Here is a 15,055-nt window from a genome sequence, read left to right on the forward strand (position 1 = left end):
CAAGGCTGCACCTCACTTAGGCATTTGACGGTATTCGCTTGGCAGCATGCCGATTCGTTCGCTGAATACCCGGCTGAAATATTTTTCGTTCACATAACCGCACTGCTCGGCCACCCAGTAGATCGGGTTCGCCGTTTGCTGGAGCAGCACCTCCGCATGGGCGATTCGCAAGCTTCTCACGTAATCGTTAAAGGACTGTCCCACGATATCCTTGAAGCATTGACTAAAGTAGCTCCTGCTCATATTCGCTTCTTTGGCCGCATCAGCAAGACGCATTTCCTGGTTAAAATGCTTGCGAATATAAGTTACCGCTTTCATAATGCTTTGCAGCACCTCGTCCGAGTACGTTTTTCGCAGCTTCCCGCGCAGCTCCCGCCTTACCGCATGAAGCCATTCCACCCCGTTTGCCCAGAACGGAAAAGGCTGCATCGAGCCCAGTGCCGGAAACGCCGATTCCGGCAAAATACGTCTCCATTCCGCCGCGGCCGAGTAAAAAATGCTCTCCAGCCGTGACACGGGCGGACGCAGCCTCTGCGTCTCGGCATGCAATTCTTCGTAAACCGCATCGTCCGTCGCCCAGAACAACGCCGTCCAGCCTTCCCGCAGACGCAGCATTTCGCTTTCGGCAGGTACATGAAATTCGTCGTAGAACAGTTTATCGGCCGTCAGCTCATATAAGCTTTGTCCGGGCACGTAGTCGTAAAAAAACGCATGCTCTTTATACGCATGGAGTCTCCCATGGAATTCGTTCTTGCCGCTGCCGCTCGTACCGCTTACGCGAATGATTGCCCAGTCATGCTGCAGCCCATATCGCGCGAGGATGTCCGTGTCCGTATCGGGAATCGCGCCGCCGGTTTCAAGCACCCATAAACCGAAGCCGATTCCGGTCAACGGCAGCGTGCGGACGAAAGGGATGGCTTGAAGCGCTTTCGGATCCGCTTTGCCGAACAGATTTACAAACACGATGCTGCCTTTATGCTCACCTGTCATTCCCGGCGCTTCCTGAAAACCGCCGGTCAACCTTTGCCGCGAATCAAGCATACGCTCGTCGCGAATCCGGTTCGCGATCCTGCCGAGCACTTCCTCCATTCGCTCCTGCTCCAGCTGCACCTTGGCAATGTAATCGATCGCTCCGATTCGCAATGCCTGCTGAATGTTGTCAAAATCTTGATGGAACGTCAGAACGACCATCCATATATGCGGATACGCGGCCTTGACATGCTGCATCAGCTCGATGCCGCGCATTGCCGGCATTTCCAAATCGGTAACAAGCAGGTCGACCTCTTGTCCCGCGAGAAATTCGAGCGCTTTGACGCCGTTATTCGCTTCTCCGACGACCTCCATGCCGAAATCCGCCCAAGGCATCGTGAGGATCAATCCTTTGCGCACCAATTTGTCGTCATCGACAATCAGCACTTTTAGCATTTCCGTACCCCCTCCTACTACTTGATGTGTGGAGCCGATTCTGATTTATTCGCTATATTTCGCGTATCTCCTTTTTGGCTATCTCTGGGATCGGACTTGCTGCCGTATTATGGACAATAAAAAGCCATCCGGGAAAATGTTCCGGACGGCGCTGGAAGCTTTGGCTCGACTAGCATCTGCAGCCGGCATGCAGCCGATTGTGTCGTGATTGCGGCCTGCTTATAGCTGTAATGCCATACTGGACTTCCACTGGCAAAGCAATGAATATAGTTCCTTTCAAATACCGCATTGCTTTGTTGATACCGTGAAAGAACATGCGAGGCTATGCTAACTGTAAAACCTACAGGTATTTTCGTCGGAAAGCCGAGAAAAAGGTATTTAACGGGAAAAACTACAGGTAAAAATAGGTGTTTTCGCGTTTTGGGGCCATTTCTACAAAACGAACTACAGGTATTACATCTAATTCGATAAATAACAGAGATTCCCGAAAATTTAATGTAGTTTTTACATCTACTAATAAGTGTTGCAAAGCGGCATGTAAGTTGACATTGAAAAAGAACCTTCGTTCCACAATGGGTCCGAAGGTTCTATGCAATCGTCCGTAATCATCGTCAACCTGCCAAAAGCTTACTGCTCGTCGATGCCCGCCGCCGCTTCCAAGCGGGCGGATGTAAGCTCGCTCAAGGCTCCGCCTGCCGGCGCGGATTCGGCCTTAAGCGGCTTTTTCATCGCCCACCACCGGACGCGCACGCGGGTCGCTTCAGTAGCACCGAACACTTTCACCCCGATGCGCAGCGTCCCCTTCTTCGGATAAACGAGCGCGCCGACCGATACGTTGTCAAGATTCGGCGCATACGCGCTGTCTTTAAACACATCGACGCTGCCGTAATACACCTGCTCGCTGTCGTTTATCATCTCGCCGAACGGTTCGACGCTGCTGTTTTCGAGTCCCGCCGTTACATAAACGTTGCCTTCCCCAAGGCCGTGCTCGATCTCACCGGAGAAAAAGCTTTTGCCTTGCTTGGAAAATGAAATGATGCCTTGACGCGATACGTTTTTGATCTCGATTTCGACTACGCCGCTGCTTACTTCCTCTCGGCCCGGTTGGCCTCCGTAAGCGAGCGCCGGTTTTGTTTCAGCCGCGCTTGCCGTTTGGCCGGCCGAAGCCGATTCGGATGCCGTCAGCTCCTTCTGGGCTTGCGCGTACGCCTTGCTCTCCTCGAATTTTTGCGCGACGGTTACCGCTCTACGCTCAAGCTCCCCAATGCGCTGCAGCACGGACGAATTCGTCACATATTCCCCGAACGGTACCCGTTCGACCTTCTCAATCATATAGGTAGGTCCCATTTGCAGCAGTCCGATTTTGGCCAAGTAGATGCAAGGCTCGGAAGGAGCATCCATCGCCTGATCGATCGTGCGGTTGTAATAGTCGTCAAGCAGACGCTTCTGCACCGGCTCCTCCGCGACAAAAACGGTATTCGCGGCAGACGGCTCGACCGAAACCTGCCGGTCGCCGATGCGCAGCTGTCCCGTTATGCCCAAAGCGCTCTTTACGTTTGAACGGCTGCCCGCCCGCAGAAGAACAGGGATCGAATACTCGGTTTCCTGACTGTCCGCAGGCTCCCGAAAAACGATGTGCGCATGCTCTTCATCCGCCGGCTCGAAGTGCTCCGCAGACAACTCGAACTGCAGCGATACGGGCGGCGTCTGCAGCGTCTTCTCGATTTTCAGCCTGGCCTCGAACAGCTGACCCGGATTGACATAACGAGGCGTCGTCAACAACAAGCGAACCGGACCGTCCGCAGCAAGCACATTCGTTTCCTCGAACAGATCGGCATACGGGAAGGAGGACGGATCCGGCGCTTCTTCCCTGACGAACAGCCGGTAGCTTTCAAGAACCCGGTTATATTCGCTGATTTCTTCCGAACGCACGGAGGAATTCGCGACGGCATGAACGGGCTCTTTGCCCTTTTCGTCATAGGCGATGCAAAGATAAACGTTTTTGGCGTATTCGTTGTTCGTGAAGCCCTCGACCATCGAAAGCTTAAGCGTCACCGGAGACGGGACGATAATTTCGCGGCCGAGCGCATCGAACGCGGCGCCCATTTCCACCGATACGGATTTGTCGTCGATCGCGACCACCTGCAGCCCGGTCACGACCCCTGTGCCGTAAAGAAGCCGGTTCAAGAGGCGGCGCTTGTCGCTGAAGTACTTTTGCTCGGACTCGAAATCCCGCACGGTAAGCAGCTTTCCGTAAAAATAGCGGTTGCGTTCGAACGGATAGTAACGTGATTTTTTCATGGCCCATATCCTCGCTTTGCATTATTCTAAATCGGAATCGAGCTCGAGTCTCGTATGCTGATCCATGCGGCGATCCCGGTCTACGTCGATAAGAATCGTGTTGTACGGCATCGAAGATTTTTCGTCCAGGCTAAGCAGCGTCGGCTCCGATAAAACGGTATTGATACCCGTGTACGTATGCATATCCATAAACATCCATTCCTGCAGGACGACCAGCTTCGCTTCCGTGAAAACCGGCTTCTGCTCGTCGACGATTTTCTGGATGAACAGCCGCTGCGCTTCCGTTTCGACGCATTCCGGACGCATAAGGATACAGAACACATACGGATTATCGCCGTATAAATCGCCAAGCAGCCGGCTTAATTCGGACTGCTCCCGCATGCTTTTATATTCGAAATATTCGATAATGATCGGCGGATGGCCGGTTACAAGCTCCAGTATCCGTTCGATCGCCCTTCTCGTTCCCCGCTGTTTGTACAGCTCCGGCGCCATCTTGATCAGCTGCCTGCGCTTGCCCTCGTCCCAGCTTTCGTCCTCCGCGATGCCCATCCATGTTCCCAGCCATTTCAAATAGTCGCCGGAAACCGAATCGGGATCGAAATATCCGGCCATCCGTTCGACGTTCTCCTCCGTTTGCTGAAGAAACGAATCGAACAGCGCCAAGTAACGGTGCAGAAAATCCCGGCTCTGAGGATGCTCCTGGTAGATGGGCGGCAAATAATCGAGCAGCGATTGTCTCGGGAAATATACCCGCAGCTTGCGAATGCAAGGCGTATCGGTCTCGCTGCCGATGATGCGGATCTTCAGCCATAAATACCGGCCTTTGGCATTGCGGATCAGCGCATCGCGCGGATTGACGACCGGCTCCGACCACAAATGCCGAGTCGCTTCCAGCTTCTCTCGAATGGCGATCGCCGGATCGGCCAAATACGGCTCCAAATCCGTTATGATGCCGCCGACCTGCTGCATGCGCCGATCCGAGGCGAAGAACGAAATCCGAATTTGCGTTTCCTCCGGAATGTCCGCTTCCAGCCATAACTTGTGCCACTCCGTTTCTTCCTCCGTCGAATCGAGAGCCGCCGCGAAATAAATCCCCTCAGGCAGGCCGCTTTCCTTCATCGCCATCGTACGGTGCTGGAGCTCGAGCATCGTAATATCCTCGGTTTCCCCGTTCAGCACGAACATCCGGTCGCGACGGTCGAGCAGCAGCTTGTCGCAGCGTCCGCGAAACCCCGAAATCGCCGCTACGAAACGTCCCTCCGAATCGAACTTCAGCATATAGCGGTCGTCCTCCGCATCGGAGCGGACGTATCGGCAATCGCCTATATAAACATGCTGATTCGCGTCAATGGAAAAGCCGGCATACGGAATTTGGCGGGATAGCGAATACATTTGCTCCGCTTCCCCGTTCCTGCCGAAGCCGATCACAAGCCGCTTTTCCGCATCGAATATATACACCTGCCCGTCGCGTACCGCAACCGCATAACGGTGCTGCAGCTGCGCAGCCATCATAATCGGCTCGTTTATGCGCAGCAGTTCATGCGTATATACCGCCGCAGGGCTCCCGGAAGCGTCCCAGCGTACGATGCCGATTGCGCCGTTTTCCGGAAGCTCCGGATTTCCATTCACGTCAACCATCATATCGAGAGGCGTTGCCGCATACACGTTTTTGGCTTCATCGCAAGCGACCGCAAGCGGGAAAATAGGCTTGCCGTTCCACGAATCGGCCGTCCAAACCGCTTGTCCGTTCGAAACCGAATAAGCCGCTATTTTGCGTTCGCCGGCCGGATCGGCCACGAAAAGCGTATCGCCGTTCGCGGCAAGTATCGCCTCGTTCGTAAACTGGCCGTGCCATTCCCGGAAAATCGGCTCCACATGCTTATTTTCGTAGTCGTATGACCATAACGCCGTCGTCTGATCCATAATATAAAGCTTCCCGTTCGTACCGGGGGTGAAATCGGCCAGACCGGATATCCGCTCCAGCTCCGACAGTCGGATAATCCGTTTGACGCCGTATTTTGCCGTCCTGCTCATGCCGATCCCCGCATCCCCGATATGCAGGTTATGAACATATCCCCTGTCCCAGTCTTCGGATTTATTCAACGAGAAAAAGCGGGATTCGCCGCTCATGCCTGTTCACCTCCCTTGTTGTCGACTGTATCGTCCCTCCGCCCGCAGGAAGTAGGGCAAGGTACGAAAAAATAGGAGCCTGTATCCCTGCATTCACAGTGCGTCGGTTATGCTGATAAGCTCGATTTCATGCTCGCCGGAGTAAATGAGCCCGCTTGGCGGAATCCGGATATCGCCGTCCGCCTCCTTGAAGCTGCCGCCGCCATCCGCATCCAGCCATAAATCCTGTACGTATTCGACGCCTGCGACCCGGTTGATCGCCCCGAATACGTCTCCCTTGTAAACCGTCCTGCCGAACGCCCATCCCGTCGAGCCGTTTCCTCTCGCCATCGGCGACAGCAGCTTTCGCAGTTCCTCGCGCACTCGCCGCTCGGCGTCCCGCACATGCTGCTTCACGACAACTACGGCGTGCACCGTCACTTTGATATACTCCGCGGGAATGACGTGCAGCTCGGTAGTAACGAGCCTATATTGATCAAGATGAGCCTTGACCGTTTGCAAAAAGCCCGCGCTCGCCTTCGGATGATCGGATTCGCTGTAAGGAACGACGACGACGGTCATCTGGCCGGGCGCTTTCTGACGCGGATAGTCGCGCTTTCCCTTTATGTAGAGCGGGATCGCCTTGACTCGCGCTACGCGCAAACCGGGCGTGTTCGCAGCCAAATACTCGTAATCCTCGCACGTCACGGCGCGCGTCGGCGTCTTCAGCTCGCGGAGCGCGCGATCCTTCGCATCGGGGACGGTTTCACGTTCCGTACCGCCCTTCGCCGGCGCATGATTCAATACCTGGATGTCCGTATACATCGGATGATCGTCTGCGAAGGCGCTTATGAAGCGTTCCTTTACGTTGCCGCGCCTTCCTCCGCCGCTGCGGTAAGCTAAGATGCAAATATTGTCGGTGTCCGATGCCTGAGGGAGTATCCCTTCTTCGTTATTGCCGAATCGCAGCACGTTGTCCTCCGGATCGAGCACATAATGCCGGTCGTAAGGACCCGAGCGGTCAAAATCGTCAACGCGGCTCCAATCCTCCCAGACAAGCTCCGTCTCATCGTGAAGGCGCCTGCCGATCTGCAGCAAAAATCCGTCGCGCATGCAATGCCGGCCATCCCACTCGAACGTTTGGCCGGGTAGGCCGCTGCTGCGTCCGATGAGTCTGGCTTCCGCGAAGTCCGGCGTATAGGCGATAATCCGCACATTGTTTACGCCTTTATCCGGAACCGCTCCGTTCGCGCCGTCGCCGAATGCGACGGTCATCGTACCGCCCGCTTCGTCCTTTTCCAGCGAGAAGCTTCGATCCAGCGGTCCCGCAGCGGACAGATCGTCCGTCTGCCGCCAATACCGCCATCCGCCGCGTTCCCCTTTGACCTGCACGTTAACAATCCCGTTATAGGGTAAATAAGCGCTGACGCTGCAGCGCAAAGCCGCTTCGCCGGTCGCGTCGAATTCATAAACGGCGCTGGCCGTATCTTGTTGAACCGCGGGTACGGTATTCAAGCAAACCCGCTGAAGCTTCGGCGACAGCTCATAACCTTCCGCCTCAAGCGTACAGCAAAGCCAATAACGGCTCCGGTCGTTCGCAGGCTGAATCGGCAGCGGCTTCATCTCCGAGCCGATTCTCATCACGATCCTGCCGCTATCGGAAAGCTCGACGGTTTCGTCGCGGACGATTTCGACCGGCAGCCAGCCTTCCGCGCCGCCGTCGGCCGCTCCGTAATATTTCCAGGACACGCGTGCCGAAGAAAAGCGGCGCCGGTCCGAGCGGTCCCCTTCTTCGCCGACAGCGACCGGATAATCGTCAAACAGCAGCATGGCCAAAGTAATGTCCGCCGCTTCGGGCAGCGGCCTGTCAAATCCAAGGAACAACCGGTTATCGCGCTTCGGCTCATGTCCGAACGGGTAAAACGAAACCGCCGCATGATCGTTGGAGGAAGTGACGTCGTTCGTTACGGCGCCGACCCGGGTCAGCACCTTCTCCAGCCGCGCCGGAACAAGCTCCAGCGTCCGCTCCGTCTCGAATTGCTGGTCCATCGCCGTCAGCCGCGTTCCCGCAGGCAGCACAAGCCTGCCGTCCACTTGCTCGAACGATACGTCCGCACGCGCCGGCGCCGGTTCCATCGGCCGGACGCCGAGCAGCTTCAGAAATTTCCGCTCGTTCTTGAGCGTGACGCGGTTCATGTAATATTGCTGCATTTCCGCCAGCCAAGCAAACAATTCGATCATCGTAATGCCCGGATCATGAGCATTCTCGTCCGTCCACTGCGGCTGCAGATGGGGGATCGATTGGCGCGCTTCCTTCACCAGCTGCTCGAAAGCTTTATCGTCCAAATTCGGTATCGGCAGCATCGCTTCTTCCTCCTTCTCGGTTGCGGACTTTACCGTCTATGCTTGATGCCGTTTAAACGAGCGTAACGTTCACTTCATGCACCCCGCCTACGACAATCCCGTGCGGCACGTCGCCCAGCTTTCGCGGGTCCAGCTCCGTACGGACGCCGTCCTCCAGTTTATGAACGGTCATATATAGCTTCTGGACATGGCTGACGGCTGGAATCGATTTGAGCAGTCCGTAAAAAACGGATACGTGCAGCTGCTGGCCGATCGCCCAGCCCTTGCCGTCGTAGCCGCCGGTCAGCGGGTCGAGAAACTTGCCGAGCAGCCGGATCGACTCAAGCTCGGCCGAAACGATGTGATCCATGTTCGTTACCGCCATTACGACATGAACCGATATTTCCAGGTATGCCGGTTCGATGACCTGAATGTTTTCCGGGAATGCGACGACGCTCGGCACCCGCTCAAGCATATATTTTTCGACTTCCCGCTTAAGCTCGGGAAAGCCTTGTCCGCCTTGCAATCCGTCCTTCGCAAGCACGACCAGCGTGATCGAGCCGATTTCGCGCTCCATGCGCACATTGACGTTAGCCAGGCACTTCACCTTGGCAATATTCGGATAAGCCTCGCGCGCCAGCCATTCGAAATCGTCCGCAGTTACGGCCCGGTCTCGATGCTTAATCAGCTGCGGGCCCCGCCGGATCGCTTCCTGTACCGTTTCACCGTCGCAGCCTCCGGCCGCAGGCTCCGGGTTCTCTACCGTCTGCACGAAAGCGATCGATTGATGCAGCGCGGCAATTTGCTTGCGTCCGACATTGCCCCGCCGACCGGCCGACACCTTGTAGCTGACCCGAATCCGTTCTCCGCCTTCCGGAACGGCCATTCCTCTGACGCCGTCTCCGAAAAGCAGCTTTCCGCTATTTCGGTCGATGACATAATGGCGGTCTTTCGGCTGCGAATCGCCGAGCGAGCCGACAGGCTGCCACAGTATCCGGATGCGCTGAAGATTTCCTTCCGAATCCCGAAGCACATTGCACTCGGCGCCCGACGCCTCGAGCGACTCCAGTTCTTCTTCCCCGAGATGCTCGGTCTCGTCGATCCATACTTGCTCCGCGACGATCGGCGTCCGATCCAGCCAATGCTCGAAGCCGCGCTCGCCTTCAACCGGTATCGGCACTTCATCCTCGACGGTTTCCTGTTGAACGACGCGTGTCGTATTGACAAAGAAGCCGTTTGCGATCGGAACCGGCATGTCGTCGGGGCCGGCCTCGTATTTGGAGTCGCGGTTTACTGCGCGGAGCCAGTAGAGCGGCGTTCCGAAGATCGGCTCGCTCGTAAAATCGTGAGGCCCTGCAAACTGAATCGTTCCGCTTTGCGTCAGCCCGTTCGTCTCGTCAAAAACCTTAAGCGGGCGCCATTCCGCTTGGCCATGCCGTCCGCCGAGATATTCCCACTCGAAGAGAGGCACGTGCGCTTGCGTAAGCTTCATCGGCTTCATCGAAACGTAAAGATGGATCGGACCTCGTACCGGCGGCGCATCGAAGCCGAAGTAGAGCGACGGATACTTGCAATCCAACTGCATGAAGGGCCTGATCGCCGTACCTTCGAGGTTCAAACGGGAAGTTTCGTCCTGCAGCAGCGTATTGTTCAACGCCGCGAGCCGTTCCGGGGCCAAAAAACGTTCCCCATACCCGTATGCAAGCGAGACGTTCTCGATCCACGGCGATAAATAAACCGAGCCGGGATTGTAAAGATTTTCGATTTGCAAAATACGAGCTCGAATCCAGTAGCTGTACTCCCCGTTGACGAACGTTTCCGCAAGATCGGCCGGGCATTCGAAGGAAAGCTCCCTCTCCGCCTCTTCCGGCCGGTAAAACATCGTTTCCTCCGTCTCGCCGACAGGCAGCCTTACCCAAGCGCTGCCGTTCCAATACTCCCATAACACGCTCGTTATCGATACCGGCTCGTGAACCTGCTTCTCGAATTGCGACTTCTTCATAATCAGCTTCCACTCGATTTGCGGCTCTTGTTCCGGCGAGAGCCGGTTTTCCACCGCCCGCATACGAAACCGGATCGAGATGCGGCCTTCCCGTTTGCTGAACGCTTCCTGGCTTGCGATGTAGAAGGTGCCGTACGGAACGAAAAACTCCCCGAACGGGTACATCCCTTCATTACGGCCTTGAACGTCCCCGGCAAACAACCGGTCAGGAGCAAACCCTCCCTGTCCATCCGCATCCGCATAATCGGTCTTCGCCATAATCGAATCGAAGGATACGTTCCCCGACAGAAGCGGAGTTGCGGCCGGCCGCAACCGGCAAGCGATCCAATGCGACGAAGCGCCTCCTATTTCCCGCTCTTCAATGGCGCCGCCGCGATTCTTATGCAGCGTGATTCTGTTTTGCTCGGAAACGGCCAAGTCAAAAGGCGCCCAGCCGTTTTCTGTTGCATACAGCCACTCCGCCAGATTCGGATCGGTCAGCAGCCTGCATATTTCCTGCTCGCGGTATCGCATCAAGGAATTGCCGAATACGAGATCGATCTTCACCGTCCGTTCGAGCAGAAACAGCCGCTCGTGACCGATATATAACATGTGCTGCTGCAAATTGTCGGCTCCGTCAAAACGAAACAAAGCCGTCGGCCGTTCGTCGCCCAGCCCGCTCGCTTCAAGGAAAGCGTCCGGCAGCTTGCGGATAACGTCCCGCCGGTTGCTGACTTCGTAAAGCGAAACAAGCTTGGCCGGGGTAAGCATGACGCCGCGTTCGGTTTCGAAGACGATTTCGCCGTCCTCTTCGGCCGCGGACAGCTGCGTGCCGGAAGCTACCCAGACCGGATCCCTGACGCCTTCGCTCAGCCGAAACGTCACTTGCGCGCGGGCCGGCCTTGCGGGAAGCTGCGATACGTTCAGCATATTGAGAAAAGCTACGAAATTTTTATATGGCACCCGGTTCAGCCGCTGTATGTTATCTTGATACATATCGGCAAACAACAGAAACAACGCCGTTCCCGGATCGGGATCCTCAGGCGTGAAGCGCCATTCCGGCGTATAAAACGGCGCCATCTCTTTCATTTGCTGGATGAGCGCTTTCGCGTCGCGCCGGTCGATTTTTGGAGGCAACACGCTTGAACCCCCTCCCCATGGAATGTAAATCGAAAATCGAGTTATTTGGAGCCCTCATATAAATAGAACGGATACACCTGGTTATACAAATTATTCGTCGTCCGCACCGCATAGCCGACATGGATAAACAGTTTGCCGGGCTCCCTCGCATCCGGCTCCGCACGAACGTCCAGCTCGTGCACGCGGGGCTCCCAAATGCGGATCGCCTCGGTTATGCTTGCTTCGAGCAGCCGAAGCGTCGTATCGTCCATTTGGCCGAAAACGAACTCGTTCACCCCGCAGCCGAAATCGGGCCGCATCACGCGCTCGCCCTTCGACGTGCCGAGAATGATCCGAATCGCTTCGGCGATATCCTCTTCATATTCGGAAGTCAGAATCCGACCTGTCGTAGCATCCACTTGGACGGGAAACTTCCAACCGCGCCCCAAAAACTCCTCGCTCATGCCGGCTCCTCCTTCCGCATCACGTAACTTAAGGCAGGTCAGTTGATTTTAACTAGGCTGCCTTTTATATTGATAATTCCGTCCGCTTTAATATCGAGACTGGCGCCCGCCTTCAAGGCAAGTGCCGCCTTCGCTTCAATGTTCACCTGCGTGGACGAAATTTTGATTTCCTTGTTGCTTGTAAGCGCGATATCGCCTTTGGCGTTCATCGTTATCGTCGTGGACGCGCTTTTCACCGAGATTTCGTTGGCGCTGCCGCCCTTGATTTGGATGGAATTGTTTCCGCTTTGCTCCGCGATCGTAATCGTATCTTCCTTGTCGGCCATTTCGATTTTTTGGCCCTTCTTGGTTTTGATCGTAATCGTACCTTGGCTGTCGTTGTCGTCAAAAATAATCTCATGCCCCGAACGCGTCTTTATTTTGCGAATATCGTTCTTGTCGTTGCCCTTGGGGGCCGCTTGCTTCTGGTTCCACAAAACGCCGATGACAAACGGCTCGCGCACCTCGCCCAGATGAAAAGCGACAAGCACTTCGTCGTTCACCTCGGGAATGAACAAACTCCCCATGTCTTTGCCGGCCATCAGCGTCGCTATGCGCACCCAGTCGGTCTCCGTCTCCACTTCGCGCAGCGGCAGCTTCAGCTTGACGCGCCCGAGCCCGTCCGGATCCTTGTTGTTCGTCACGATGCCGACCATAACGCCGCTTACCTGCGGATTCATACACCCGGCTAAAGACGGAGCGAAGCGATCCGAAAAATTCATCATATCGCATTCCCCTCCAGTTGAAATCGCGTTACATAACCGTCCTTATCGATCAAGTGCGTGGCCGAAACGATATAATAGGGCTGGCTGTGTTTTTTGCCGACGCCTGCAAGCTCAATATAACGTCCCGCCCGGATTTCCGGTATGCCGATGCTTTCCCCGCTGCCCGAAATAAGCCGCATGGACCGTTTATTCAGCAAGGAATCGGCTTTATCCTTCGCCTCGGCGGCCGAGCCGACGTTGGCGAGAACGAACTCCACATACTTGCCAAGCGAATTCATAATGTCTTTGCCGGTTTTGGAATTGCTCCCCAGCTTCGTAATCGCTCCCGATTCGCCGACGATCGCTTTCTGCTCCTTCGGATCCCAGCCGCGCACCGTTACGCCCGTAATTTGCTCGGCGATGTTGACGTCAACCGTCAAACTTCGCAGCGACGTTCCCCATTGCAGCGTGATGACCGGCGACATTTCGGTTAACGGCTTGCGGAAATAGAGCGTTTTGCCGACGACGAAAAAATCGTAATTTACGATACCCGCCAGATGTTCGAGGAAATGATAATCGTCGATCTGGTTTTGCGCGATCGTTCCGATCACTTCCTTCGTATCGTCCACCTTCGTCTTCGCGCCGTGCTTCTTGGCGATTTCTTTCACGACATCGCTGTATTTTTTCTTCTCCCACGAATTCGACTTGGCGCCCTTCATCATAAGAAAAGACAAATCCATCCCCCGCACGATGATTGCCGGCACGCCGTCCTCCGGAAAATCGCAAATAACCGATGTGATGTACCCGTTAAAAACCGGCACAAGCTTGTCCAGGTAACCTGCCTTGATCAGGATCGGCTTGCCGACGGTGAAGCTGTCCAGCCATTTGAATTCGCTCTTCTCGAGATCGAACGCATTCGTAATTTGCAGGGAAAACGATTCCGACTTCGATTCGATTGTCGTTTCCACGCGCAGATCGGTAACCGCGATATCGTCGCTGATTTTGCTGCCATTGACATGAACCTCGAAAATCGGCGAGAAAAAATTCGCGTATTTAACAGCCAGCTCGTCAAACTTATACTGCTTCGTATCGAGAACAACATCGCTCATCGGATCACTCCAGCCTCGGCACGGTTATTTTGCGTCCGCCCTGCAGCTTGCGCGGGTTGTCGATGCCGTTGGCGCGGGCGATTTCCCGCCATTTGCCGGGATCGTCATACTCCTCTGCGGCGATCATCCAAAGCTCCTCGCCCTGATTGAGCATCCTTTGCTTGGTGCGGTCGGCGGAATGCCGCGGAATATGCTGCAGCTGCTCTTTTTTCGTATACCATGATTTGAATGTGACGTTCAGCGTGGCGCGGACCGGAATGCCGGACTCGAGAAACATCGTGAATTTGGACGTCACTTTTTCGACGACGCCCTTGAAATTAAGCGAGCCCCAGACGAACTGGCAAACCGGAGGAGCATGCAGCTCCTTCTCGATATCGAGCAGGCCGACGATTTTTTTCGTAAAATTGCGGACGTCCGTCCCTTTCTCGTACGTATCGAAAAACATATCCATCGACAGCGTCGAAGACTCGCCGCTGATAAATTGTCCGATCGGGTACGAGAGTCCTGGAATTTTTTTCCACCTGTACTGGTTTCCGCTTGTCAGCGTGTACTCGTTCGGATTAAACAGCACATCGACCGTTTCTTTTTTTCCTTTGCCCTTGTCGATGATGATCATCGCTTTTTTCAGCGCCATGCCGCATGCTCCTTCCTTGCCTTGCCGATTATCGGTCGGGCAGTTTATTTAAATGACGGATCGATCGCTTATAAGCCTCTGCGCTGCTGATCGAATTTAAGCCGCTTCTCGATTTCCTTGTATACCTTGTCGGCCATCTTCGCGACGTCAAACTGCGGCAGCTGTTCGATAAGCTCCTGCAATTGCTCGATGTCGATTTCCTTCGCCCCTGCGTTCGCTTCAATCCGCTCCGGAGCGGCGGCGTCAACGGCCGCTTGCACGCGCTGCTTCAAAAAATCCAGCTGCAGCTCGCGTTCGTCCCCCGGGGCGGACAGCTGCGCCATCGCTTCTCCGGACGCCGCTTGCTGAACGAACGGCAGCTTGTGCGACAGCTCGACTGCCTGCTGCTGCGCCGGCCATTCGTTTTCTTCCGCCGGCTTTCGCTGCCGGGCGGCTGCGGCTGTCGCCAGATCCGCGCCAAGCTGCGTCATAGGCTGCGCCGCTTGCCTGACCGGCGGCGCCATGACGGCAGCTGCTGCCGCCGTGCCGATGACGCTGCCTCGTGCAGCCAGGCGGCGGCGCACAGCTGGGGCAATCGCGCCGGCCAACGCGTCCGAGCCTGCGGCATCGGCGGCATGCGCGGCAGCAGACGCCTGCACGGCGCGCGCGGATCGCGGCTGCAGCGCAACCGCTGCGCCTGCAATGTCCGCGCGGCGATGCTCCTGCGGCGTTGCCGCCGGGCCGATTGCTCGCGCCGCGCCTGCCGCTGCCGCACTGCCCGCAGCGACGCGCGCTGCGATGCGGCGCCGTTCCAGCGGCGAGGCGGCCGTGCCTGCGGCTAACGCCGC

Annotated in this window: 10 protein-coding genes; all 10 read right to left on the reverse strand. The window is 56.0% G+C overall.

Going from position 1 to position 15,055, the window contains the following annotated elements; genetic code table 11:
- Window positions 1-12: 12 nt before the first annotated feature.
- The gene (locus DQG23_RS39730; protein WP_113036607.1) at window positions 13-1,425 is read right to left on the reverse strand and encodes a response regulator; all 1,413 of its coding nucleotides are present in this window, start codon (window positions 1,423-1,425) and stop codon (window positions 13-15) included.
- 627 nt (window positions 1,426-2,052) lie between these two features.
- A complete protein-coding gene (locus tag DQG23_RS39735; protein WP_113036608.1) occupies window positions 2,053-3,726 on the reverse strand; it encodes a hypothetical protein in 1,674 nt (557 codons plus the stop codon).
- 21 nt (window positions 3,727-3,747) lie between these two features.
- The gene (locus DQG23_RS39740) at window positions 3,748-5,856 is read right to left on the reverse strand and encodes a phage tail protein (RefSeq protein WP_113036609.1); all 2,109 of its coding nucleotides are present in this window, start codon (window positions 5,854-5,856) and stop codon (window positions 3,748-3,750) included.
- Between the two features lie 93 nt (window positions 5,857-5,949).
- The gene (locus tag DQG23_RS39745) at window positions 5,950-8,199 is read right to left on the reverse strand and encodes a putative baseplate assembly protein (RefSeq protein WP_113036610.1); all 2,250 of its coding nucleotides are present in this window, start codon (window positions 8,197-8,199) and stop codon (window positions 5,950-5,952) included.
- Between the two features lie 52 nt (window positions 8,200-8,251).
- Complete coding sequence (locus DQG23_RS39750; protein ID WP_113036611.1) at window positions 8,252-11,299, reverse strand: putative baseplate assembly protein; 3,048 nt, start codon at window positions 11,297-11,299, stop codon at window positions 8,252-8,254.
- 41 nt (window positions 11,300-11,340) lie between these two features.
- A complete protein-coding gene (locus DQG23_RS39755) occupies window positions 11,341-11,742 on the reverse strand; it encodes a GPW/gp25 family protein (RefSeq protein ID WP_113036612.1) in 402 nt (133 codons plus the stop codon).
- Between the two features lie 38 nt (window positions 11,743-11,780).
- Window positions 11,781-12,506 carry a phage baseplate assembly protein V gene (locus tag DQG23_RS39760; RefSeq protein WP_113036613.1) on the reverse strand — a complete coding sequence of 242 codons (726 nt, stop codon included), beginning with the start codon at window positions 12,504-12,506 and terminating at the stop codon, window positions 11,781-11,783.
- A complete protein-coding gene (locus tag DQG23_RS39765) occupies window positions 12,503-13,594 on the reverse strand; it encodes a phage late control D family protein (protein ID WP_113036614.1) in 1,092 nt (363 codons plus the stop codon). Before DQG23_RS39765 ends, DQG23_RS39760 begins: the two co-directional genes overlap by 4 nt.
- A 4-nt stretch (window positions 13,595-13,598) precedes the next feature.
- Window positions 13,599-14,228, reverse strand: coding sequence for a CIS tube protein (locus DQG23_RS39770; RefSeq protein WP_113036615.1), 630 nt, complete (start codon window positions 14,226-14,228; stop codon window positions 13,599-13,601).
- 68 nt (window positions 14,229-14,296) lie between these two features.
- On the reverse strand, window positions 14,297-15,055 hold a 759-nt coding region (locus DQG23_RS42475; RefSeq protein ID WP_202866026.1), incomplete at its 5' end, for a hypothetical protein.

The organism is Paenibacillus contaminans (assembly GCF_003285015.1).
GTDB lineage: Bacteria > Bacillota > Bacilli > Paenibacillales > NBRC-103111 > Paenibacillus_V > Paenibacillus_V contaminans.

What these genes read in the sequence shown, in the direction of transcription:
- DQG23_RS39760 (WP_113036613.1), bottom strand. Translation starts at nt 12,506, where the DNA reads ATGATGAATTTTTCGGATCGCTTCGCTCCGTCTTTAGCCGGGTGTATG.
- DQG23_RS39740 (WP_113036609.1), bottom strand. Translation starts at nt 5,856, where the DNA reads ATGAGCGGCGAATCCCGCTTTTTCTCGTTGAATAAATCCGAAGACTGG.
- DQG23_RS39755 (WP_113036612.1), bottom strand. Translation starts at nt 11,742, where the DNA reads ATGAGCGAGGAGTTTTTGGGGCGCGGTTGGAAGTTTCCCGTCCAAGTG.
- DQG23_RS39730 (WP_113036607.1), bottom strand. Translation starts at nt 1,425, where the DNA reads ATGCTAAAAGTGCTGATTGTCGATGACGACAAATTGGTGCGCAAAGGA.
- DQG23_RS39735 (WP_113036608.1), bottom strand. Translation starts at nt 3,726, where the DNA reads ATGAAAAAATCACGTTACTATCCGTTCGAACGCAACCGCTATTTTTAC.
- DQG23_RS39745 (WP_113036610.1), bottom strand. Translation starts at nt 8,199, where the DNA reads ATGCTGCCGATACCGAATTTGGACGATAAAGCTTTCGAGCAGCTGGTG.
- DQG23_RS39765 (WP_113036614.1), bottom strand. Translation starts at nt 13,594, where the DNA reads ATGAGCGATGTTGTTCTCGATACGAAGCAGTATAAGTTTGACGAGCTG.
- DQG23_RS39770 (WP_113036615.1), bottom strand. Translation starts at nt 14,228, where the DNA reads ATGGCGCTGAAAAAAGCGATGATCATCATCGACAAGGGCAAAGGAAAA.